Source organism: Saliniramus sp., assembly GCF_035311605.1.
GTDB lineage: Bacteria > Pseudomonadota > Alphaproteobacteria > Rhizobiales > Beijerinckiaceae > Saliniramus.
In genome coordinates this window covers 1-23,048 of sequence record NZ_DATGCW010000376.1, presented here as the reverse complement: position 1 = coordinate 23,048, position 23,048 = coordinate 1, and the positions used below count along the sequence as shown (strand labels likewise).

23 protein-coding genes are annotated in these 23,048 nt (G+C 65.5%); 15 read left to right on the top strand and 8 right to left on the bottom strand.

Going from position 1 to position 23,048, the window contains the following annotated elements:
- Window positions 1-693: transaldolase family protein (locus tag VKP01_RS16820; RefSeq protein WP_324414323.1), on the top strand; the 693-nt coding region annotated here is incomplete at its 5' end.
- A 132-nt stretch (window positions 694-825) separates the two neighbouring features.
- On the top strand, window positions 826-1,116 hold the full coding sequence (locus VKP01_RS16815) for a hypothetical protein (protein WP_324414321.1): 291 nt from the start codon (window positions 826-828) through the stop codon (window positions 1,114-1,116).
- Between the two features lie 50 nt (window positions 1,117-1,166).
- On the opposite strand, the gene VKP01_RS16810 is transcribed toward VKP01_RS16815, so the two are convergent.
- The gene (locus VKP01_RS16810) at window positions 1,167-2,882 is read right to left on the bottom strand and encodes a PHA/PHB synthase family protein (RefSeq protein ID WP_324414319.1); all 1,716 of its coding nucleotides are present in this window, start codon (window positions 2,880-2,882) and stop codon (window positions 1,167-1,169) included.
- A gap of 243 nt (window positions 2,883-3,125) precedes the next feature.
- On the bottom strand, window positions 3,126-5,552 hold the full coding sequence (gene gyrB, locus VKP01_RS16805) for a DNA topoisomerase (ATP-hydrolyzing) subunit B (protein WP_324414317.1): 2,427 nt from the start codon (window positions 5,550-5,552) through the stop codon (window positions 3,126-3,128).
- 287 nt (window positions 5,553-5,839) lie between these two features.
- Here gyrB and VKP01_RS16800 point away from each other — a divergent pair, with 287 nt between their 5' ends.
- Both VKP01_RS16800 and recR read left to right on the top strand, forming a co-directional pair.
- On the top strand, window positions 5,840-6,160 hold the full coding sequence (locus VKP01_RS16800; protein ID WP_074443819.1) for a YbaB/EbfC family nucleoid-associated protein: 321 nt from the start codon (window positions 5,840-5,842) through the stop codon (window positions 6,158-6,160).
- Between the two features lie 16 nt (window positions 6,161-6,176).
- Window positions 6,177-6,782, top strand: a complete 606-nt coding sequence (recR, locus tag VKP01_RS16795; protein WP_324414314.1) for a recombination mediator RecR — start codon at window positions 6,177-6,179, stop codon at window positions 6,780-6,782.
- A gap of 42 nt (window positions 6,783-6,824) precedes the next feature.
- Here the strand turns inward: recR and pal are convergent, their stop codons facing one another.
- The 3 genes from pal to VKP01_RS16780 form a co-directional block, all read right to left on the bottom strand.
- Complete coding sequence (pal, locus tag VKP01_RS16790) at window positions 6,825-7,334, bottom strand: peptidoglycan-associated lipoprotein Pal (protein WP_324414312.1); 510 nt, start codon at window positions 7,332-7,334, stop codon at window positions 6,825-6,827.
- Between the two features lie 264 nt (window positions 7,335-7,598).
- Entirely contained in the window at window positions 7,599-8,759 is a 1,161-nt protein-coding gene (locus VKP01_RS16785; protein ID WP_414706601.1) for an aminotransferase, read from the bottom strand.
- A 132-nt stretch (window positions 8,760-8,891) separates the two neighbouring features.
- Complete coding sequence (locus VKP01_RS16780) at window positions 8,892-9,587, bottom strand: SDR family oxidoreductase (protein ID WP_324414309.1); 696 nt, start codon at window positions 9,585-9,587, stop codon at window positions 8,892-8,894.
- 348 nt (window positions 9,588-9,935) lie between these two features.
- Here VKP01_RS16780 and tkt point away from each other — a divergent pair, with 348 nt between their 5' ends.
- From tkt to rdgB, 9 genes are all read left to right on the top strand, one after another.
- Window positions 9,936-11,897: a transketolase gene (gene tkt, locus VKP01_RS16775; protein WP_324414325.1), complete on the top strand. Its 1,962-nt coding sequence runs from the start codon at window positions 9,936-9,938 to the stop codon at window positions 11,895-11,897.
- Window positions 11,898-11,950: 53 nt separating this feature from the next.
- Window positions 11,951-12,958: a type I glyceraldehyde-3-phosphate dehydrogenase gene (gene gap / locus VKP01_RS16770; protein ID WP_324414307.1), complete on the top strand. Its 1,008-nt coding sequence runs from the start codon at window positions 11,951-11,953 to the stop codon at window positions 12,956-12,958.
- Window positions 12,959-13,047: 89 nt separating this feature from the next.
- Window positions 13,048-14,244 carry a phosphoglycerate kinase gene (locus VKP01_RS16765; protein WP_324414305.1) on the top strand — a complete coding sequence of 399 codons (1,197 nt, stop codon included), beginning with the start codon at window positions 13,048-13,050 and terminating at the stop codon, window positions 14,242-14,244.
- Window positions 14,245-14,290: 46 nt separating this feature from the next.
- Window positions 14,291-15,310 (top strand): class I fructose-bisphosphate aldolase, encoded by a 1,020-nt coding sequence (locus VKP01_RS16760; protein ID WP_324414303.1) that lies wholly within the window; start codon window positions 14,291-14,293, stop codon window positions 15,308-15,310.
- Window positions 15,311-15,526: 216 nt separating this feature from the next.
- The gene (rplU, locus tag VKP01_RS16755) at window positions 15,527-15,949 is read left to right on the top strand and encodes a 50S ribosomal protein L21 (protein ID WP_324414302.1); all 423 of its coding nucleotides are present in this window, start codon (window positions 15,527-15,529) and stop codon (window positions 15,947-15,949) included.
- 53 nt (window positions 15,950-16,002) lie between these two features.
- Entirely contained in the window at window positions 16,003-16,269 is a 267-nt protein-coding gene (rpmA, locus tag VKP01_RS16750; RefSeq protein WP_324414300.1) for a 50S ribosomal protein L27, read from the top strand.
- A 198-nt stretch (window positions 16,270-16,467) separates the two neighbouring features.
- Entirely contained in the window at window positions 16,468-17,106 is a 639-nt protein-coding gene (locus VKP01_RS16745) for a GNAT family N-acetyltransferase (protein WP_324414298.1), read from the top strand.
- Window positions 17,107-17,177: 71 nt separating this feature from the next.
- Window positions 17,178-18,215, top strand: coding sequence for a GTPase ObgE (gene obgE, locus VKP01_RS16740; RefSeq protein ID WP_324414296.1), 1,038 nt, complete (start codon window positions 17,178-17,180; stop codon window positions 18,213-18,215).
- A gap of 50 nt (window positions 18,216-18,265) precedes the next feature.
- A complete protein-coding gene (gene rdgB, locus VKP01_RS16735; RefSeq protein ID WP_324414294.1) occupies window positions 18,266-18,907 on the top strand; it encodes an RdgB/HAM1 family non-canonical purine NTP pyrophosphatase in 642 nt (213 codons plus the stop codon).
- A 6-nt stretch (window positions 18,908-18,913) separates the two neighbouring features.
- Here the strand turns inward: rdgB and VKP01_RS16730 are convergent, their stop codons facing one another.
- Window positions 18,914-19,750, bottom strand: a complete 837-nt coding sequence (locus VKP01_RS16730; protein WP_324414292.1) for a metallophosphoesterase — start codon at window positions 19,748-19,750, stop codon at window positions 18,914-18,916.
- Between the two features lie 30 nt (window positions 19,751-19,780).
- Window positions 19,781-20,266, bottom strand: a complete 486-nt coding sequence (locus tag VKP01_RS16725; protein ID WP_324414290.1) for an Lrp/AsnC family transcriptional regulator — start codon at window positions 20,264-20,266, stop codon at window positions 19,781-19,783.
- An 86-nt stretch (window positions 20,267-20,352) separates the two neighbouring features.
- On the opposite strand from VKP01_RS16725, the gene doeA reads away from it, so the two are divergent.
- Both doeA and doeB read left to right on the top strand, forming a co-directional pair.
- Window positions 20,353-21,534 carry an ectoine hydrolase DoeA gene (gene doeA / locus VKP01_RS16720; protein WP_324414288.1) on the top strand — a complete coding sequence of 394 codons (1,182 nt, stop codon included), beginning with the start codon at window positions 20,353-20,355 and terminating at the stop codon, window positions 21,532-21,534.
- Between the two features lie 10 nt (window positions 21,535-21,544).
- Window positions 21,545-22,567 carry a N(2)-acetyl-L-2,4-diaminobutanoate deacetylase DoeB gene (gene doeB / locus VKP01_RS16715; protein WP_324414286.1) on the top strand — a complete coding sequence of 341 codons (1,023 nt, stop codon included), beginning with the start codon at window positions 21,545-21,547 and terminating at the stop codon, window positions 22,565-22,567.
- Here the strand turns inward: doeB and VKP01_RS16710 are convergent.
- On the bottom strand, window positions 22,568-23,048 hold a 481-nt coding region (locus tag VKP01_RS16710), incomplete at its 5' end, for an urease accessory protein UreF (protein ID WP_324414284.1).

Here is a 23,048-nt window from a genome sequence, read left to right as displayed (position 1 = left end):
CCGGGCCGGGTCTCGACGGAAGTCGATGCCGATCTCTCCTTCGATACGCAGGCCACGCTCGCCAAGGCCCGCGCCATCATCGCGGCCTATGATGCGCGCGGCATCGGGCGCGAGCGCATCCTGATCAAGATCGCCGCGACCTGGGAGGGCATCCGCGCTGCCGAAATCCTCCAGAAGGAGGGGGTCGACTGCAATCTCACGCTGCTCTTCTCACTGGTCCAGGCGGCGGCCTGCGCCGATGCGGGCGTCTTCCTGATATCGCCCTTCGTCGGGCGCATTCTCGATTGGCACAAGGCGCGCGGCGGCGGACCCTATACGCCCGAAGACGATCCCGGGGTGGTCTCCGTGCGCGCCATCTACGCCTATTACAAGGCGCATGGCATCGACACGGTAGTGATGGGCGCCTCCTTCCGCAATGCCGGCGAGATCGAGGCACTGGCCGGCTGCGACCGGCTGACCATCTCGCCCGCCTTGCTCGACGAACTCGCCGCCGATGACGGCGATCTGCCCCGGCGCCTGTCGCCTGACGCGATCGCCGAGGCCCCGGCACGGCTCGGGCTGGACGAGCCGCATTTCCGCTATCTCCTGAATGCGGATGCGATGGCCACCGAGAAACTCGCCGAGGGCATCCGCGCCTTCGTCAAGGATCTGCACGCCCTGCGCGCCCTGGTGACGGAGCGCCTCGCCGACTGATGTCGCCGACCGGCCCCGCAGCTTCCGCGCTTGCGCAGGATCAATGCGCGGGGCGCTGCCCCGTGATCATGTGTCGCTCTCGAGCCCGGCCCCCGCGGGCGGATATCGGACACGCGGCATGCGGGTAAGGCCATGGATGATTATCTGACGCGGCGGGTTGCTGCCCACCGCGATTATCTTGACGACATGCTGCGCAGCCTCGGCTACGCCATGACCGATCTCGACGGCACACCGGCGCTGCCGGTGGTCTGTGGTGATTGCGGGCAGGGCCGTGATTGTGCTGGCTGGCTTGATACGCGCGTGGCAGATATGACCTTGCGCCGGTCCGGTGCGGCCGATTGCGCGGATGTTCCGGCATCGGTCTGGCCGCGTTTCTGCCCCAACTGCAAGGAATTGCACGAGAGATTGCGCGCGGCAAACTGAATCCGGGTGCGGCGCGTCGTTGCCGGGGAGGGCCGCGCAGGCCCCCTTGTTCAGCGTTGCAGCACGTAGGTTCCCGGCGCATCGCAAAGCGGCGGATAGCCGTTCTCCGGAGCGCCGGTCGCGGGTGGCGTAACGGGTTCTGTGGAACGCGCGGCAAGCCATTTCGCCCAGGCCGGCCACCACGAGCCCTGCCGGACCGGCACCTGCTCCATCCAGCTCTGCGCATCGACGAAGGGGGCGTCGTGCTCGGTGGTATGGATGCGGTAATGACGGCGCGGATGGTCGGGGCGCGAGACGATCCCGGCATTATGGCCGCCATTGGTGAGAATGAAGGTCGTCTGCGTTTCGGTCAGGCGCTGGAACTTGTAGACCGAGGACCAGGGAGCGACATGATCCGTCTCGGTGCCGACGCCGATGACCGGGATGCGCAGATCATTGAGTGCGACCGGGCGCCCGTCCACCTCGTAACGCCCGTGCGCGAGCCGGTTCTCGAGGAAGAGCCAGCGCAGATATTGCGCATGCATGGCATAGGGCATGCGCGTCGCATCGGCATTCCAGGCCATCAACGCATTGGGGCTGACGCGCTCGCCCAGCAGATAATCGCGCACCATCCGCGTCCAGAACAGGTCGTTGGAGCGCAGCATTGTGAAGGCGCCGGCCATCTGGCCCGAATCGAGATAACCCTGACGCCACATCATGTCCTCGAGCAGCGCCACCTGCCCCTCGGTGATGAACAGGGTCAGTTCGCCCGCTTCGGTGAAATCCGTCTGGGCGGCGAAGAGTGAGAGTGAGGCGAGGCGTTCATCCCCGTCCCGCGCCATGGCGGCTGCGGCAATCGCCATCAGCGTGCCGCCCAGACAATAGCCCGCCGCATGCACGCGTTCGGCCCCCGTGATCGCGGTGATCGCGTCGAGCGCCGCGCGCGGGCCCAGATCAAGGTAATCCGCCATGCCGCAATCGCGATCATCGGCATCCGGATTGCGCCAGGACAGCATGAAAACGGTGAAGCCCTGATCGACGAGGTAACGCACCAGCGATTCCTGGGGTGTCAGGTCGAGGATGTAGTATTTCATGATCCAGGCCGGGACGATCATCACCGGCTCCGGATGCACCTTTTCCGTGGTCGGGGTGTACTGGATCAACTCCATCAGACGGTTGCGCGCCACCACCTTGCCCGGTGTCGCGGCCATGGTTTCGCCGACACGGAAATCGCCGGTCTCCGATGCCGCATCTGCCTTTGCCTGCACCGCGCGGGTCGCATCCTCGATGGCATGCAGGGCGCCCTCGACGAAATTCGAGCCACCGGTCTCGCGGGTGCGGGCGAGCACCTCAGGGTTCAGTGGAATGAAATTCGACGGCGCGACCGTATCGAGCATCTGCCTGACCATGAAGCTCAGCATGGCTTCATTCTGCGGCGCCACACCGCGCGTCTGCGTGGTCGCTGCGCGCCACCATTCTTCGCTGGCGAGGAAACTGTCACGCATCAGGCGAAATGGCGCATCGTCCCAGGGCGCAGCGGCGAAGCGCCGGTCAGCGCTCATCGCGGATTCGGGCTGCACCCCGAGGGCAAGGCGGGATGCGTCACGCCATGCCTTGTCGATCAGATCGGCCTGTTTGCCGGGCGAAAGCGCGAAATGCAGGGCCCAATCCGTCCAGGCATTGATCAGCGCCGTCGGCGCGATCCCGCCCGTGGCCTGTGCGATCCCCGCGCCGGTCATCCGGTCAAGGATCTGTGCGCGCTCGGCGTTCTTCTGAAAATTGACCATGTGTTGCCTCTTCCCGCAGCATCCTGCTGCCGTTCATGCCTTCAAAGCATGGTTTCACGACGCTTTTGCGTCATCGGCGCCGTCAGAATGCGATTCAGGCAAGATCGACGCCACTTGCGGTGTTGCACGGGCGCCATGACAGGAGGCCCGGGCCGCCGGTTCGAGGCCGACCGTCTGTGCAACGCCGACGGTCGCTCTGCCGGGGAAGAGCGACCGGTTCGTCATGTCGGGCGCGATGCGCCGTCAGATGTCGAGATTGGCCACGGTGAGCGCGTTGTCCTGGATGAATTCGCGGCGCGGCTCGACCACGTCGCCCATCAGCTTGACGAAGAGATCATCGGCATCCGCCACGTCCTTGACCTTCACCTGCAGCAGTGAGCGCGCATCGCGATCGAGCGTCGTCTCCCAGAGCTGATCCGGGTTCATCTCGCCCAGACCCTTGTAACGCTGCAGATTGACGCCACGCGCGCCGAAGCTGGTGGCGGCCTCGAACAGGGCCATCGGGCCGTAGATCGCCTTGGCATCGCCCTTGCGCACGAGCTTCGCCGGCTGGCCGTAGACTTCCTGCAGGGTGGTGGCGAATTCGTCGATCCGCTTGGCCTCCTGCGATTCAAGCAGGGCGGCATCGAGCACCTGGGCCTCGGTCACGCCGCGCACCATGCGGGTGAAGACATAGCCGCCATTCTCGATGCGCCCCTGCCAGCCGCGCTCGGTCTCTTCCGAGAGGATATCGAGGCGTCTGGCGACATATTCCGCCGCCTGGGGCCCGCGCTCGGGATCGTCGACGATGTCGGCGCGCAGAACACCCGCGATCGCCGCCTGCTCGACGACGAAATGCGAATAGCGCGAATGCAGGGCGCGGATGGTGTTGCGCACGATGCGCGCCTCCTCGACCAGCTTCACCAGCTGCTGGCCCTGGAAGGAGGTGCCGCTGGCGAGATCGAGGCTGGCTTCGACGGTGCCGAGATCGATCAGGTAATCCTCGAGCGCACGCTCGTCCTTGACGTAGATCGCATTCTTGCCGCGCGAGACCTTGTAGAGTGGCGGTTGGGCGATGTAGAGATGCCCGCGTTCGATCAGTTGCGGCATCTGGCGGAAGAAGAAGGTCAGGAGCAGGGTGCGGATATGGGCGCCGTCGACATCGGCATCCGTCATGATGATGATCTTGTGATAGCGCAGCTTGTCGGGATTGAACTCCTCGCGCCCGATGCCGGTGCCCAGCGCCGTGATCAGCGTGCCGATCTCCTGCGATGAGAGCATCTTGTCGAAACGCGCGCGCTCGACATTGAGGATCTTGCCCTTGAGCGGCAGCACCGCCTGATACTCGCGCGCGCGGCCCTGCTTGGCCGAGCCGCCTGCCGAATCACCCTCGACGATGAAGAGTTCGGATTTGGCCGGGTCGCGCTCCTGGCAATCGGCGAGCTTGCCGGGCAGGGAGGCGATGTCGAGCGCGCCCTTGCGCCGTGTCAGCTCGCGGGCCTTGCGCGCCGCCTCGCGGGCGGCGGCGGCCTCGACGATCTTGCCGATGATGATCCGCGCTTCCTGCGGGTTGAGCTCCAGCCAGTCGCGCAGGGCTTCGTTGACGCCGTTCTCCACCGCCGGGCGGACTTCCGAGGAGACCAGCTTGTCCTTGGTCTGGGAGGAGAATTTCGGATCGGGCACCTTCACCGAGACCACGGCGGTGAGCCCCTCGCGGCAATCGTCGCCGGTGAGGGAGACCTTTTCCTTCCGGGTCAGGCCCGAGCTCTCCGCATAGCTCGTCATCTGGCGCGTCAGAGCACCGCGAAAACCCGCCAGATGGGTGCCGCCATCGCGCTGGGGAATGTTGTTGGTGAAGCAGAGCACGTTTTCGTGGTAGCTGTCGTTCCACCACAGCGCAACCTCGACACCGATCCCGTCGCGTTCGGCCCGCAGCATCAAGGGCTCCGACACGAGCGGCTGCTTGGCCCGGTCGAGATAGCGCACGAATTCCACGACGCCGCCCTCATACATCATGTCCTCACGCTTCTTTTCCGCGTGGCGGTTGTCGGTGAGGATGATGTGAACGCCGGAGTTCAGGAAGGCGAGTTCACGCAGGCGGTGCTCCAGCGTGTCGTAGTCGTATTCCGTCATGGTGAAGGTTTCGGGGCTGGCCAGGAAGGTGAGCTCCGTCCCGCGCTTGCCCTCGGCATCCCCGACCACGATGAGCGGCGAGACCGGCACACCGTGACGGAATTCGACGAAATGCTCCTTGCCGTTGCGCCAGATGCGCAGCTTCAGCCAGGTGGAAAGCGCATTCACGACCGAGACGCCCACCCCGTGCAGGCCGCCGGAGACCTTGTAGCTGTTCTGGTCGAACTTGCCGCCTGCATGCAGCTGGGTCATGATCACCTCGGCGGCCGAGATGCCCTCACCCTTGTGAATGTCGGTGGGAATGCCGCGCCCGTTGTCGTTGACCGTGACCGAACCATCGGCATTGAGAATGACGTTGACCTCCGTGGCGTGGCCCGCCAGCGCCTCGTCAATGGCGTTGTCCACCACCTCATAGACCATGTGATGCAGGCCCGAGCCGTCATCGGTGTCGCCGATATACATGCCGGGACGTTTGCGGACCGCGTCGAGCCCCTTGAGGACCTTGATCGATTCCGCGCCATAGGCGTCGTCATTGGGTGATACTGCTGGTTCAGCCATCAATCTTTCCCTGGGAAGCATCCGCGCAACTGCGCTGCCCGGCGGGCGCTTCGTCTGATTCGCTTACGCTTAATCTAATCATGGATCACGACTTTTTCACGGTCTCAAGCCCTGACGAACCATGCTCGGAGCACAGGTTCAACAGCTTTCTTTCGCCGAAGCGTCATAACATGCCTTTGCAATACCCCCTGGCGCCCCCCGGCGCGGCCTCGCGCCCCCTCGACCGGCCCGGCGCGAGCGCGTATAGCTGTCCCGAGGGCCGTTCGCGGCGCAGGCGGAGAATCGCGATGAAGGATCTGATGGGTTTGATGAAGCAGGCACAGGCCATGCAGGAACGCATGCAGTCGATGCAGGCGGAGATGGACGAGATCGAGGTCGAGGGCCAGGCCGGCGGCGGCGCGGTCAAGGTGACGATGAGCGCCAAGGGCATGATGCGCGGCGTCTCCATCGATGCCAGCCTGATGAATGCGGATGAGAAGGAAATCGTCGAGGATCTCGTTGTCGCAGCCGTCAACGACGCCCGGGCCAAGGGCGAGCGTCAGGTGCAGGAGCGCATGGCCGAGATCACCGAGGGCCTGCCGCTGCCTCCGGGCATGAAGCTGTTCTGAGGCACGTGCCAACGCCATGCCGAAAGCCTCTGCCGGGCCCGAAATCGAGCGCCTGATCCAGTTGCTCGCGCGCCTTCCCGGGCTCGGGCCCCGCTCGGCCCGGCGTGCGGCGCTGCATCTGGTCAAGAAGCGCGAGCAATTGCTGACCCCGCTGGCGGAAGCCACGCGCGCGGCGGCAGAGCGGATCGTCACATGCTCGGTCTGCGGCAATATCGACACCAGCGACCCCTGCGCCATCTGCGCCGATACGGAACGCGATGTCCGCATCATCGTGGTAGTGGAGGATGTCGCCGATCTGTGGGCGCTCGAGCGCGCCGGCATCCTGAATGCGCGCTATCACGTGCTCGGCGGCGTGCTCTCGCCCCTGGACGGCATCGGCCCGGAAGAGCTCAGCATTGCCGGCCTCGTCGCGCGTGCATCCGAGCCGGGCGTCGAGGAGATCATCATCGCCCTCAACGCCACCGTCGACGGGCAGACCACAGCGCATTATCTCACCGATTCCCTGCGCCACCTGCCGGTGAAGATCACCCGGCTCGCCCACGGGGTGCCCGTGGGCGGCGAGCTCGATTATCTCGATGAGGGCACGCTCGGGGCGGCCTTGCGCGCGCGTACCGCCTTTTAGAGAGCCCCGGGCATGCATTCGCGCCCGGGGCGTCATGCCTGATCAGGAACCCGCAGCACCGTCGAGCAAGGTCACGGCGCGGCGGTTCTGGGCCCAGCAGCCCGGTTCGGCGCAGGCGACGACGGGGCGCTCCTTGCCGTAGGAGACCACGCGCATGCGATCGGCATCGACGCCGCGCGAGGCCAGATAATCGCGCACGGTCTGTGCGCGGCGGGCGCCGAGGGCGAAATTGTACTCGCGGGTGCCACGCTCGTCGGCATGACCCTCGATCAGGAAGGTATAGCGCGGGTAGCGCTGCAGCCATTCGGCCTGCTGGTTCAGCGTGGCGATGGCGCTGGCATTCAGATCGGTCGAATCCGTGTCGAAGAAGACGCGGTCACCGACATTGACGGTGAAATCCTGCGTCGAGCCGGGCGTTCCGGCCCCGCCAGCGCCGAAACCGCCGGCACCGGCGATGTCCTCCGCACCGCGCGCACAGGCGGCGAGTGTCAGACCGAGGGCGAAGAGCGCGGCGATACGCAGGCCGCGCGACAGGGTGATGGAAGCAAACATGACGAGACCGACTCCTTGACGCAGGTCCGATGGGGCGTCGCGGCTGTTGTAGCGTGAAGACGTTAAGCGAAGATTTCATCAACCTTGATGAAGTGTTTCCCGCAAGCCTTGCGGCAGTCACTTTGTCGTGAAACTGCAACAGCATGGCTTTCGCCCGGCTTTGCGGCGAAAGCGCGACGGTTTCCGGACCGGCATCGGGCGGGCTCGGGGCAAAGTTCCGGCAGGGGCTCCGCAGCCTCCCGACGGCAGCATGTCGCCACCCTCTCAGGCGGCGTCGACGCCCAGACCCTGCAAGCGCGCGAGCGCGGCATCGAGGGTCGCGTCGCGTTTGGCGAAGCAGAAGCGCACGACATTGCGCACCGCGCCCTCGGCATAGAAGGCCGAGACGGGAATCGCCGCCACACCGTATTCGCTGACCAGCCGCCGGCAGAAGGCGACGTCATCCTCCTCGCCGATATCGATATTGAGGAAATAGGTCCCCTGTGCCGGGATCACGCGATAGCCGAGCCGCTCCAGCCCGGCGGTGAAGAAATCGCGCGAGCGTTGCAGGTCGCGGCGCAGACCGTGGAAGAACCCGTCTTCCTTCGATAATCCGTAAGCCACCGCCTCCTGCAGGTTGGGCGGTGTGGTGAAGGTGAGGAACTGGTGGGCTTTCGCCAGCACCTTCAGGATCTCGGGCTGGGCGCAGACGAAGCCGACCTTCCAGCCGGTGAGGCTGAAGATCTTGCCGGCGGAGCCGATCTTCACGGTGCGATCGCGCATGCCGGGACGCACGATCAGCGGCAGATGCTGCAATCCGTCGAAGACGATGTGCTCCCAGACCTCGTCGCACAGGGCAATCGCATCGAAAGCGACGCAATAGCGCGCCAGCAGATCGAGCTGCGCGGCGGGAAACACCGTGCCCGTCGGATTGAGCGGGTTGTTGAACAGAACGACCTTGGTCTTCTCCGAAAAGACCCCGGCCAGCGCTTCCTCGGTGATGGCGAAATGCGGCGGCTGCAGGGTGACGAAGCGCGGCACACCGCCGGCGCGGCGCACCAGCGGCAGATAGGCGTCGTACATCGGCTCGAACAGAACCACCTCGTCGCCCGGTTCGATCAGCGCCATCAGCGCCCCGGCCAGAGCCTCGGTGGCGCCGGAGGTGACCATCACTTCGGTGGCCGGATCGAGATCGAGCCCCTGCCAATGCTTGTAATGCGCCGCGATGGCCTCGCGCAGGACGGGCAGGCCGAGCATGGGCGGATATTGGTTCCAGCCCTCGATCACCGCCTGGGCCGCACGCTCGCGCACATCACGCGGGCCCGGATCATCGGGAAAGCCCTGGCCGAGATTGACCGCATCGGTCTCGCGGGCGACGCGCGACATTTCCTCGAAGATCGTCGTCGGCATGCCGGAGAGGATCGCATTCATGCGTGGCTGGACCATGGCCGTGTTCCTTCATTCAAACGCCGGGTCCGTTATATCGAACGCGCCGCCTCCATGCCAAGCGGAAATTCTCATCGGAAGGAAATTCCTGTCTGGAGCCCCGTCACCGACGCCAATGCAGGCTTCAGCCCCTCACAAACTCGCCGAGCCCACCGTCATGCCGCCGCAGACATAGAGCACCTGCCCGGTGATGAAGCCGGAGCGGGCGTCGAGCAGGTAGCTCGCCGCATGGGCGATATCCTCCGGCTCGCCGACACGGCGCACCGGCACAGCATCGATGATCGCCTGGGTGCGCGGATCGCCGGGCGGGTTGGCGCGTTCGAACAGTTCCGTGCGGATCGGGCCGGGGCCGATCGCGTTGGCGGTGATGCCGTGCGGGCCGAGCTCCAGCGCCCAGGTCTTGGCCATGCCGATCAGCCCGGCCTTGGTCGCGGCATAGGCGGTGCGCAATTCCTTGCCCAGGGCCGCGCGCGAGGCAATGTTGACGATGCGCCCAAATCCCGCCGCCTTCATGCCCGGTAGCAGCGCCTGCGCGCATTGCATGGCGCAGCGCAGATTGAGCTGCACCGTGGCGTCGAGATCTTCGAAGGTCTGTTCTTCGAGGGTTGCGGGGCGGACCACGCCGACATTGTTGACGAGTCGCGTGATCGGACCGCTTTCCAGCGCTTTCACCAGCGCGTGTGCCGTCGCCTCCGGATCGGACAGATCGGCGTTGATGTCGCCGCCGACGCGATCGATGACGATAGGCGTATAACCGTCTTCGCGCGCCCGTGCTGCGCAGGCTGCGCCGATGCCTGATGCGCCGCCGGTGATCAGAACCCGTTCCATGGTCGCTCCTCCCATTATTTTTCATCGACAGCATAGACACGCGAACCGCCGGGTCACCGCGCGCGTGCGGCGAGACCGCATGCGTGCTATCCCCATCCCGGCAGTTCGCGGACGGCATACGCGCCGCTGCGGCCGATTTCGTGCGCGCAGGGGCGCTTTTCGTGCGCGCGGCGTTGACTCGCGCCCCGGCCATGCTAATCACCCCGCACGCCTTGCAGCGCCGCGATTTTCGAGCGCCGCGATCTGCGAGGATCAGGCGGCAGCACCGGATGCGCCGCGCCACGCGAGCAAACGGATAGCGAACCAGTGACCGACCAGACCTCTTCGACGCCCGTCTCCCATTCGCAGATGGCCAATGCCGTGCGCGCTCTCGCCATGGATGCCGTCGAGAAAGCCAAATCCGGCCATCCCGGCCTGCCCATGGGCGCCGCCGATATCGCCACGGTTCTCTTTACGCAGCATCTCAAATACGACGTGACCGATCCCGCCTGGCCCGATCGCGATCGTTTCGTGCTCTCTGCCGGCCACGGCTCGATGCTGCTCTATGCGCTGTTGCACCTGACCGGCGTGAAGGGTGTGACCATCGACGAGCTGAAGAATTTCCGCCAGCTGCATTCGCTGACGCCGGGCCATCCGGAGAATTTCGTCACACCGGGCGTCGAGACCACCACCGGCCCGCTCGGGCAGGGCATCGCCACCGCTGTCGGCATGGCTCTGGCCGAGCGCATGCTCGCCGCCGAATACGGCGCCGATCTCGTCGACCACCACACCTATGTTCTGGCCTCCGACGGTGATCTGATGGAGGGCGTCAGCCAGGAATCGATCGCCTTGGCCGGGCATCTGAAGCTCAACCGGCTGATCGTTCTTTTCGACGATAACGGCATCTCCATCGACGGGCCGCTCTCGCTCGCCGATTCCACCGACCAGATCAAGCGCGTCGAGGCCTCGGGCTGGCGCGGTATCCGCGTCGACGGGCACGATCCGGAGGCGATTTCGCAGGCCATCGCGGAGGCCAAGGCCTCCGACCGCCCGGTCCTGATCGCCTGCAAGACCACGATCGGCTACGGCGCCCCCAACCGCGCAGGCACCTCCAAGGCCCATGGCGAGCCGCTCGGCGCCGAGGAGATGGAGGGCGCGAAGAAGGCGCTTGGCTGGCCGCACGCGCCCTTCGAAATCCCGCAGGAGATCAAGCAGGCCTGGGAAGAGGCCGGTCGTCGCGGTGCACAGGCACGCGCTGACTGGCAGGCCCGGATCGGCAAGCTGGAATCGTCTGCGCGCGCCGAATTCGAGCGGCGCCTGAAGGGCACGGTTCCCGCCGGGCTCGCCGGTGCCGTCACGGCGCTCAAGGACAGGCTGGCCGCCGAGCCGGCCAAGGTCGCCACCCGCAAGGCCAGCGAGATGGCACTGGAGGCGATCACCCCGGTCATGCCCGAACTGACGCTGGGCTCCGCCGACCTGACGCCGTCGAACAACACCAAGACCAAGGCTGCCGTGCCGGTGAAACCCGGCGATTTCGCCGGTCGCTATATTCATTACGGCATCCGCGAGCACGGCATGGCGGCGGCGATGAACGGCATTGCCCTGCATGGGGGGCTGCGCCCCGCCGGTGCGACCTTCTTCGTCTTTACCGATTACGCCCGCCCGGCGATCCGCATCGCCGCGCTTTCGGGGCTGCCCTCGGTCTATATCATGACGCATGATTCGATCGGGCTGGGCGAGGACGGCCCGACGCACCAGCCGGTGGAGCATCTCTCCGCCTTCCGCGGCATGCCCAATATCAGCGTGTTCCGTCCCTGCGACGCGATCGAGACGGCGGAATGCTGGCAGCTCGCGCTGGAATGCACGGACGGGCCGAGCATTCTGGCTCTTACCCGTCAGGGTCTCTCCCAATCGCGTGCGACGGGCGGGGCGGATAATCTGTGCGCCGCCGGGGCCTACGAGATCGCGGCGGCGGAAGGCGAGGCGCAGGCGGCCCTGTTCGCCTCCGGTTCCGAGGTTGAGATCGCCTTGCAGGCGAAGGCGATTCTGGATGAACGCGGAACGCCGACGCGCGTTGTCTCGGTGCCTGCGCTCGATCTGTTCCTGGCGCAGCCGGATGAAGTGCGTGCCCGGATCATCGGCAAGGCGCCGGTCCGGGCAGCGGTGGAAGCCGGCGTGCGTTTCGGCTGGGACGCCGTGATCGGAGAAGATGGAATCTTCGTCGGTATGGCGAGTTTCGGTGCGAGCGCGCCCTACAAGGATCTCTACCAGCATTTCGGCATCACGCCGGAGAAGCTGGCGGATGCGGTGACGGCGCGCCACAACGGCTGAGGGCCGGTTGAGCGCGACGCGGTTGAGACAGATTTGACAGGGAGATTGACGTCATGACGGTTAAGGTTGCCATTAATGGCTTCGGGCGCATCGGGCGCAACATCCTGCGCGCCATCGCCGAGAGCGGGCGCACGGATATCAAGGTCGTCGCCATCAACGATCTCGGCCCGGTCGAGACCAATGCGCATCTTCTGCGCTATGATTCGGTGCATGGTCGCTATCCGGGCGAGGTCAAGGTCGATGGCGACACCATCGATGTCGGCTCCGGCCCGATCAAGGTGACGGCGGTGCGCAATCCCGCCGAATTGCCCCACAAGGAGCTCGGCGTCGATATCGCGCTCGAATGCACCGGCATCTTCACCGCCCGCGACAAGGCGGCGGCGCATCTGGAAGCGGGCGCCAAGCGCGTGATCGTCTCCGCGCCGGCATCGGGGGCGGATCTGACGCTGGTCTATGGCGTCAACCACGACAAGCTGACGAAGGATCACCTCGTCATCTCGAACGCGTCCTGCACCACCAACTGCCTCGCGCCGGTGGCCAAGGTGCTTAACGATGCGGTGGGGATCGAGCACGGTTTCATGACCACGATCCATTCCTATACCAACGACCAGCCCTCCCTCGACCAGATGCACAAGGATCTGTATCGCGGGCGTGCGGCGGCGGTCTCGATGATCCCGACCTCGACGGGCGCTGCCAAGGCGGTGGGCCTCGTCCTGCCGGAACTCGACGGCAAACTCGACGGGGCCGCGATCCGCGTGCCGACGCCGAACGTCTCGGTGGTCGATCTGAAATTCGTCGCCGCGCGCGAGACCACCATCGACGAGATCAACGACGCGATCAGGAAGGCGGCGGACGGCCCGATGAAGGGCGTGCTCGGCTATACGCTCGAGCCCAACGTGTCCATCGATTTCAACCATGACCCGCATTCCTCGGTCTTCCACATGGATCAGACCAAGGTGACGGGCGGCAAGCTGGTGCGTGTCGTTTCCTGGTACGACAATGAATGGGGCTTCTCCAACCGCATGGCTGACACCGCCGTGCTGATGGGCAAGACCCTCTGATCCCGTCAACGCACCGGGCGGCCTGCGCGTCGCCCGGTGTCGTGTTGCGGTCTGATTCCCTTTCCCGTTGATATTCCGGAGCCCTGTTGATGAGCGATTTCAAGACCCTCGACGACGTCTCGTTTCAGGGCAAGCGCGTATTGTTGCGCGTCGATCTCAACGTGCCGACGGAGGGCGGCAAGGTCACCGACAAGACGCGGATCGAGCGCGTCGCGGGGACCATTCGCGAAATCGCCGGCAAGGGCGGGCGTGTGGTGCTGCTGGCGCATTTCGGACGCCCCAGGGGCAAGCGCGTCGAGGGCGAAAGCCTCGCCCCGGTCGCGGAAGCGGTGGGCAAGGTACTCGACCGCAAGGTGACCTTCGCCGATGATTGCATCGGCGAGGCGGCCAAGACAGCCATTGATGCCTTGGATGACGGCGAGATCGTGCTTCTGGAAAACACCCGCTTTCACGAAGGCGAGGAGAAGAACGACCCGGACTTCGCCAAGGCGCTCGCCGCAAACGGCGATCTCTACGTCAATGACGCCTTCTCGGCGGCCCATCGCGCCCATGCCTCGACAGAGGGCCTCGCCCATCTGCTCCCGGCCTATGCGGGCCGCGCCATGCAGAAGGAGCTGGAGGCCCTGACCAAGGGGCTGGAAAAGCCGACGCGTCCCGTCTGTGCCGTCGTCGGCGGCGCCAAGGTCTCCACCAAGATCGACCTTCTGGAGAATCTCGTCGGTCGGGTCGACAAGCTCGTGATCGGCGGCGGCATGGCCAATACCTTTCTGCACGCCAAGGGCATCGCCGTGGGCAAGTCGCTGGCCGAACGCGATCTCTCGGAGAGCGCGCAAAAGATCATGGCGCGGGCGCAGGAGGCGGGCTGCGAGATCATCCTGCCCGTCGACGCCGTGGTCGCAAAGGAATTCAAGGCCGGTGCCGCCAGCAATGTCCATATGATCGACACCATTCCGGAAGACGGGATGATCCTTGATCTCGGCCCCGCCTCGGTGGAGCGGGTCAAGGCGGCGATGAGCGATTCGCGCACCATCGTCTGGAACGGGCCGCTGGGTGCGTTCGAGATCAAGCCGTTCGACAAGGGGACCGTGGATGCCGCGCGCTATGCCGCAAGGCGCACGGAGGCGAAGGCGATCGTCACGGTCGCCGGCGGCGGCGATACGGTCGCCGCGCTCAACCATGCCGGCGTGGCCGACGCGTTCACCTATGTCTCGACCGCAGGCGGCGCCTTCCTCGAATGGCTGGAAGGCAAGGCGCTTCCCGGTGTCGCGGCCTTGCGCAAGAGTTGATGCCGGTTCCCGGCGCTGTTTTCGCTATATGAGGGGATGAAACGTGATGAATCTGGATCAACTGACCGATATCGCCGAAAAGATGGTCGCGCCCGGCAAGGGCATTCTCGCCGCTGACGAGAGCTCGGGCACGATCAGGAAGCGCTTCGACGCGATCAACGTGGAATCCACTGAAGAAACCCGCCGCGACTACCGCGAAATGCTGTTTCGCACCGATTCCGCGATGAAGGAAAATATTTCCGGCGTTATCCTCTATGACGAGACCATCCGCCAGAAGGCCGCCGACGGCACCCCGCTGGTCAAGCTGATCGAGGCGGCGGGCTCGATTCCCGGCATCAAGGTCGATGCCGGCGCCAAGCCGCTCCCCGCCTGCCCCGGTGAGACCGTGACGGAGGGCCTCGACGGTCTGCGCGATCGCCTGAAGGATTATTACGCGCTCGGCGCCCGCTTCGCCAAATGGCGCGCTGTGATCGATATCGCCGACGGCATCCCGACCTGGACCTGCGTCAAGACCAACGCGCATGCGCTCGCGCGCTACGCTGCGCTCTGCCAGGAGGCGAATATCGTCCCGATCGTCGAGCCGGAAGTGCTGATGGATGGCGATCACGACATGCAGCGTTGCGCCGATGTCACCGAATGGGTGCTCAAGACGGTCTATGAGGAGCTCTACGAGCAGCGTGTCGTGCTCGAAGGCACCATTCTCAAGCCGAACATGATCGTACCGGGCAAGAAGAGCGCGAAGCAGGTTTCAGTCGAGGAGGTCGCCGAGCGCACCATCATGGTGCTGGAGCGCTGCGTCCCCGTCGCGGTGCCGGGCATCGCTTTCCTCTCGGGCGGCCAGTCCGACGCGCAGGCCACGGCGCATCTCGACGCCATGAACAGGATCGGTGGCTTCCCCTGGAACATGACCTTCTCCTATGGCCGTGCCCTCCAGGCCGCGCCGCAGAAGGCCTGGTCCGGCAAGAAGGAGAATATCCCCGCCGCACAGAAGGCCTTTGCGCATCGCGCCAAGATGAACGGGCTGGCCTCGCTCGGTGAATGGAGCAAGGATCTCGAGAGCACCTGATCGGGCGGCACGCCGAGCCTGCGGGCAGGACCGGCGCGCATCTTGACAACGCGAGCCACTTGTCGTAGCCACGGCGCTTCAGCAAAACTGAGGTGTTTTGCATGCGCCGTGCGCCGCTTCGGTGGTGCGCATTCACGATAGCCGGAAACTGCAAAGAAGCCGGCCCCGACGGTCGAATGCCGCCGGAGAGCCGGATCGAACACGAGGAAAAAAACGATGTTCGCAGTGATCAAGACCGGCGGCAAGCAGTACCGCGTCGCCGCCGATGATGTCATTACGGTCGAGCGCCTTCCCGCCGCTGCGGGTGAGAGCGTCACGATCACCGAAGTGCTGATGCTGGCCAATGGCGATGACGTGAAGGTCGGTGCGCCCACGGTCGAGGGCGCCTCCGTCGTCGCCGAGGTGGTCGAGCTGACCCGCGGCCCGAAGGTCATCGCCTTCAAGAAGCGTCGCCGCCAGAATTCGAAGCGCAAGCGCGGTCACCGCCAGGATCTGATCACCCTGCGCATCACCGAGATTCTCGCCGACGGGGCCAAGCCCTCGGGCAAGAAGGCGACAGTGAAGAAGACCGCCGCGAAGAAGGCCCCCGCCGAGGCCGAGGCTGCCGGGGATGCCGCCGCTGAAGAGAAATCCGCGTAAGACGCGACCGCCACCGGGCGTCACACGCAAGTATCATTGAGGGGAGTAGACCCATGGCACACAAAAAGGCAGGCGGCTCGTCCCGTAACGGTCGCGATTCCGAAGGTCGCCGTCTCGGCGTGAAGAAATTCGGCAACGAGCGCGTCGCGGCCGGCAACATCATCATTCGCCAGCGGGGCACGAAGGTGCATCCGGGGGTGAATGTTGGCCTCGGCAAGGATCATACGATCTTCGCGCTCTGTGAAGGGCGCGTGCAGTTCGGCAAGAAACTCGGCCGATCGATCGTATCCGTACTACCGGCCCAGGAGGCCGCAGAGTAAACCGGCGAGAGCAAAGTCCGACGAAGGAGCTCCCGCCGGGTCCCACCACCCCCCGGCGGTCGAAAGCTCCAGATGCGGCACAATGCCCTGCCAGAGAGCTCCGAAAGACCCCGGGGGAGGTGGAACACCACCTCCCCTTCGTCGTTTTCAAACGGATTCCCCGGAAATTCCGGATCCCGCGAGATCGGAGCTGAATGCATGTTCCCCGACCTGACCCGTGATGACGTCTTCCGTCTCGAAACCGCCCGCCTCTGGCTGCGCTGGCCGCGCCATGGCGACGCCCGAGCCGTGCAGGATCTCGCTGCGGCCAAAGAGGTAGCGGACATGATGACCAAGCTGCCGCATGCCTATCCGCATGACGGCGCAGATGGTTTCATCCTCTCCGCGCGCCATGCCAACATGGAGGGGGCTGGGTTGACGCTCGCCATCGCACCGAAGGCGCGCCAGACCATGCCGATCGGCGTGATCGGGGTGTTTCCCGACCGGGATGCCGGTGGGTCGGAGCTCGCCTTCTGGATCGGCCGTCCCTTTTGGGGCGAGGGCTTCATGACCGAAGCCGTAGAAGCCATGCGTGATGCTGCCTTCCGTTTCGCGGATACGCAGGTGCTGAAGGCGCGCGCTGCCCTCGACAATCCTGCCTCCCGGCGGGTTCTGGCCAAATGCGGCTTCGAACGGGCCCCCGGTGACGGTGTCGACACTTTCCGGATAACGCGGGCGCAATGGCGGCAGGAGGCGCAGGCCCAGCAGGAAAAGCCGCTGCGCGCGTCGCAATCGCTCCTTCGGGGCTTGACGGCGCGCGCGGGCACTGAAAACGATCTGCCGCAAGCGGCGGAATAAGCGTAATGGCGCAAGCCACCCTCCACCGCCCCGGCCCGTCCGGGGCGGTTCGCATAGTAAAGACAAAGACGATGAAGTTTCTCGACCAGGCAAAGATATTCATCCGCTCCGGCGATGGCGGGGCGGGCTGTGTCTCGTTCCGGCGCGAGAAATACATCGAGTTCGGCGGGCCCGACGGTGGCGATGGCGGGCGCGGCGGCGATGTCTGGGCGGAATGCGTGGAGGGGTTGAACACGCTGATCGACTACCGCTACCAGCAGCATTTCAAGGCACAGAAGGGCGTGCACGGCATGGGCCGCAACCGCACCGGCGCTTCGGGCGACGACGTGGTGCTCAAGCTGCCGGCCGGTACGCAGATCCTCGACGAGGATGGCGAGACGGTGATTGCCGATCTCACGGAGATTGGCCAGCGCATCAGGCTCGCACGCGGCGGCAATGGCGGTTTCGGCAACGCGCATTTCGTCTCCTCGACCAACCGTGCCCCTCGCAGGGCCAATTCCGGTCAGGATGGCGAGGAGCGCTGGATCTGGCTGCGGCTCAAGCTGATCGCCGATGCGGGCTTGGTTGGCCTGCCGAATGCCGGCAAATCGACCTTTCTCGCCACGGTCACGGCGGCCAAGCCCAAGATCGCGGATTACCCCTTCACCACCCTGCATCCCGGCCTCGGCGTGGTGCGCATTGACGGGCGCGAGTTCGTCCTCGCCGATATCCCCGGTCTGATCGAGGGCGCGCATGAGGGCGTGGGGCTGGGTGACCGCTTCCTCGCCCATGTCGAGCGCTGCCGTGTCATTCTGCATCTGGTCGAGGGCACCAGCGAGCATGCCGGCAAGGCATATAAAACCGTGCGCGAAGAGATCGAGGCCTATGAGCACGGGCTGGCCGACAAGCCCGAGATCGTGGCCCTGTCGAAGACCGATGCGCTCGACCCGGATACCTTGAAGAAGCAGCGCGACCGCCTGCGCCGCGCCTGCGGCAAGAACCCGCTGCTGCTCTCCTCGGCCACGGGAGCGGGTGTTACCGAGGCCCTGCGGGCCTTGTCCGGCACCATCGAGGAAACCCGAGGCGATGCGATCCGCTCGGAGAAGCCGGCGACCTGGTCGCCCGTCTGAAGGCAGCGGCGCCCGCATCTTCATCACGCAGACATCCCGAGGGAAATTCCATGGCCCGCAAGCTCTCCGGAACCATCATCATCGCCACCCACAATGCCGGCAAGCTGCGCGAGATGCGCGAATTGCTCGCGCCTTTCGGGATCGAGGCGACATCGGCCGGGGAGCGCGGATTGCCGGTACCGGATGAGACCGGGCACATGTTTTCCGAAAATGCCGCGATCAAGGCGCATGCGGCGGCCAAGGCGACGGGTCTGCCGGCGATCTCCGACGATTCCGGCCTGTGCGTCGCCGCGCTCGATTGCGCGCCGGGGCTTTTCTCTGCCGATTGGGCCGTCGACAAGGACTTCGCCCCGGCCATGGAGAAGGTCGAGCGGGAATTGCAAAAGCGTGGCGCGACCACGCCAGAGCAGCGGCGGGCTTACTTCGTCTCCGCCCTCGTCGTCGCCTGGCCCGATGGGCACGAGGAGATCTTCGAGGGGCGGGTGCATGGCGAGGTCGTCTGGCCGCCGCGCGGCGAGAAGGGTTTCGGCTATGATCCGATCTTCGTGCCGCAGAGTTCAAAGCTTTCCTTCGGCGAGATGAGCGCGGAGGAAAAGCACGGGATCGACTGGCTCGCCGCGCCCGACAACGCGCTCTCGCACCGCGCCCGCGCCTTTGTCGCGCTCGCCCGCGCCTGCCTCGAGCCGCGCTGAGGCGGCTCAGGGGAGAATCTGGCGCAGATAGGGCGCGATGCCGCGTCGGGGCTGCCATTGTTTCGGATAGCCGAGTGAGACCTCCTCGAAACGCGTGCCGTCGCGGATATCGCTGCGGCGCACATGCAGATGGCCGCTGATCGCGACACGCGCATCGAAGCGCCGGTGCCAGTCATGCGTCGCGCGCGTGCCGCACCAGGGCGTGAAGCGCGGGATCCGGGGAATGTGGATGAGATCGGCGCGCAGCGGATAGTGATTGACAAGGATCGTGGGCAGCCCGTGCGGGCGCGCTTCGAGCCACCCGCCGCTCAGGGAGACACGCGCGGCGCACCACTCCTCGCGCGACGCGTAAGGGGCAGGATCGAGCCGGATCTCGTCGGCGCAGACGGCGCGGCCCTCGCGTGCCCACGCGACGACATCCTCTCTCGCGAGACCGGGCGGGCGGAAGCTGTAATCATAGAGCAGAAACAAGGGCGCGATAAGGCACGGGCCGCCCGCGCCCTCCCAGACCGGCCAGGGATCTTCCGGCGTGTCGATCCCGGCGCTGCGGGCGATTTCAACCAGTGCATGATATTTTGTGTCACCTGCCAGCGCCGGGCGACCGCCTTCCGGCGCGCTCGTCCAGAGCTCGTGATTGCCGGGCACCCAGATCACGCGGGCAAACCGTGCGGCAAGCGCGGCGAGGGCGCCCGCCACGGTTTCCGGCTTCTCGGCGACATCGCCGGCGACGATCAGCCAGTCCTGCGGATACGCCGGCAGCGCGTCCAGCGCTTCGCGGTTGGTCGCATGCGCGAGATGCAGGTCACTGATGGCGAGGAGGCGCATGTTGATCCATGGGTGCATGGGGGAATGCGGTCGGTTTTCCTGCCGCAATCATGAAAGCATCCCCGGTGGCGGCACGAAGGCTTCGTCCTGCTTGACCACCTTGGTAACGATATAGGTGAAATAGCGATCGATCCCCAGATCCCGGGCAAGCCAGGCGTCGATGATATCCTGGTATTCGCCGATATCGCGCACGGCGATGCGCAGGAGATAATCGATTCCGCCTCCCAGCGACCAGCAGGCCGTGACCCGCGGATCGGCACAGATGACGGATTCGAATCGCTCGAAATCCGCGCGCGTGTGGCTGCGCAGGGTGACTTCCAGCATCACCGTGGTGAGCGGGCCGAAAGCATCGGGGGCGATGCGGGCATGATAGCCGGTGATCAGCCCGGCCTTCTCCAGCCGCGCGAGACGTGTCCAGCAGGGCGTCGGTGACAATCCTACGGCTTCGGCGAGGGCACGCTTGGTGATCCTTCCCCGGCGCGCCACGGTGGCGAGAATACGCAGATCATAGGTGTCGAGCTTGACGCTTGTCATCGCTGCATCCGGGCGCCACACTGTCCCCATTCACGAGTCGCAGCATCCGTCCGGGCGGACCGGGCGCGAAGCGTATCGGAGCGAGCATGAGCGATGCGCATCTGAAATTCAGCCGCACGGAATACGCCGCGCGGCTGGCCCGGACCCGTGCGTCCATGGCTGAGCAGGAGCTTGATCTGCTGATCGTCAGCGATCCCTCCAACATGGCCTGGCTCACAGGTTACGATGGCTGGTCCTTCTACGTTCACCAATGTGTCCTCGTTTCGCATGAGGGGGAGCCGGTCTGGTACGGTCGCCTGCAGGATGCCGCCGGTGCACGCCGCACGGCCTATCTGCAGGATGACAACATACTCTCCTATCCCGATCACTATGTGCAATCCACCGACCATCATCCGATGGATCTGCTGGCCGCGATCATCGAATCGCGTGGCTTCGACAAGGCGCGCATCGGGGTCGAACTCGACAATTACTATTTTACCGCCGCCGCTTATGCCGCACTGACCACGCATCTGCCCAATGCGCTCTTCCTCGATGCCACCGCGCTGGTAAACTGGAACCGGGCGATCAAGAGCGAGGCCGAGATCGGCTTCATGCGCAAGGCCGCGCGGATCGTAGAGGCGATGCACCAGCGCATCCTGGAAAAGGCCGAGCCGGGTATCCGCAAATGCGATCTCGTGGCCGAGATCTACGATGTCGGGATACGCGGGGTTTCGGAAACGGGCGGCGACTATCCCGCCATCGTGCCGCTGCTGCCGTCGGGACCTGATGCCGCCGCGCCGCATCTCACCTGGAACGATCAGCCCCTGCGGGCCGGGGAGGGGACCTTCTTCGAGATTGCTGGCTGCGTGAACCGCTATCATTGTCCGCTCTCGCGCACGGTCTTCCTCGGCAAGCCGCCGCCGGCCTTCCGGGATGCGGAGAAGGCCGTGCTCGAAGGCATGGAGGCGGGGCTCGAGAATGCGCGCCCGGGCATGACCTGCGAGGATATCGCCTTCGGCTTCTTCAGTGTGCTGGAGCGCTACGGCATCATCAAGGACAACCGCACCGGCTATTCCATCGGGCTGAGCTATCCGCCCGACTGGGGCGAGCGCACCATGAGCCTGCGCTCGGGCGACCGCACCGTGCTCGAACCGGGCATGACCTTCCACTTCATGAGCGGGCTCTGGCTGGCCGATATGGGGCTCGAGATCACCGAGAGCATCCTGATCACCGAAACCGGGGTGGAATGCCTCGCCAACGTCCCGCGCGAACTCTTCATCAAGGAATGAAACCGCAGCGATGACCAACAGCCTGCACCCATCCCCGATCAGCTGCGACCTTGATTTCGCGCGCGACGGCGCGCAACACGGTTTCCTGCGCCTGCCCTGGAGCCGTGACGATTCCGCCTGGGGCGCGGTGATGATTCCGATCAGCGTGATCCGCAACGGCGCCGGCCCGACAGCGCTCGTCACCGCCGGCAATCACGGGGATGAATATGAGGGGCCGATCGCCCTGCATGATCTCGCGGCCGCGCTCGACCCCGCGCAGATCACCGGGCGGATCATCATCCTCCCGGCCATGAATGCCCCCGCCTTCCGCGCCGGCACGCGCACCTCACCGATCGACGGAGGCAATCTCAACCGGCTCTTTCCCGGTCGCCCGGACGGCACGCCGACGCAGAAGATCGCCGATTACGTCACGCGCCATCTGCTGCCGCTGGCCGATTGCGTGCTCGATTTTCATTCCGGCGGCAGGACGCTGGATTTCCTGCCGCTGGCCGCCTGCCACATCCTGCCCGACAAGGCGCTCGAAGCGCGCTGCAGGGAAGCCGTGGCAGCCTTCGGCGCGCCATACGCGCTGCAGATGATCGAGATGGATGCGGTGGGCATGTTCGACACCACCGCTGAGGCGATGGGCAAGACCTTCGTCACGACGGAGCTCGGCGGGGCCGGCACCGCGACACCGGACAGCATCGCGATCGCCAAGCGCGGCCTGCGCGGCTTTCTCGCCCATGCGGGGATTCTCGCCGGGGATGAAGGCGTAACCACACAGGCGGCCTGGCCGGAAACGATCTGGCTCGACATGCCCGACGGCGATTGCTTTCTCGTCAGCGAGGAGGAAGGGCTGATCGAACCGCTGGTGACCCTCGGCGATCGGGTCGCGTGCGGCGATGTCGTCGCGCGTATTTATCCGTTCGGGCGCTCCGGGCGCATGCCCTTGTCCTGCCATGCGCGCCGCGACGGGATCGTGATGGCCCGCCATGTGCCGGGGCTCGTCAAGCCGGGGGATTGCATCGCCGTCTTCGCCGTTCCCGCCAGCTGATCAGGAGCGAAACAGACGCGTATACTGGGTTTCGTGGCAAATCGCCCCGAGATCCGAGGCGAAGACGCAGCCGCCGAGGCTCTCATCAAGGCCCTCATCGTCATGCGTGCTGATCAGGGTGACGGCGCGCGCCGGCAGGCCGGGAAGCAGGCCCGCGATGATACGCTGCCCGTCAGTCTGACCGATGGCGCCGAGACGGATCGCGGCGGAGACGAGATTCCCGAGGAAGCCCGCGAGATAGGCTTCAAGCAAGGCCTGCAACGGCAGCGCATGGCCCCGCCCTGCCATGCCGACGGCGACCGGATAGGGCGTTGCTTCCTCGCCATCCAGTCCCGCACGCTTCGCCTGCCATGCGCTGACCGGGGTGCAGGGCCAGGCGCTCGCGATCGCGGTGAGGAAGGCATCGCCCTGCATGCAGGTCTCTAGCCGGCGCTCGCGCGAACCGGCGAGCGAACGCGCCAGCGCCGCGAGTTCTGCAAGC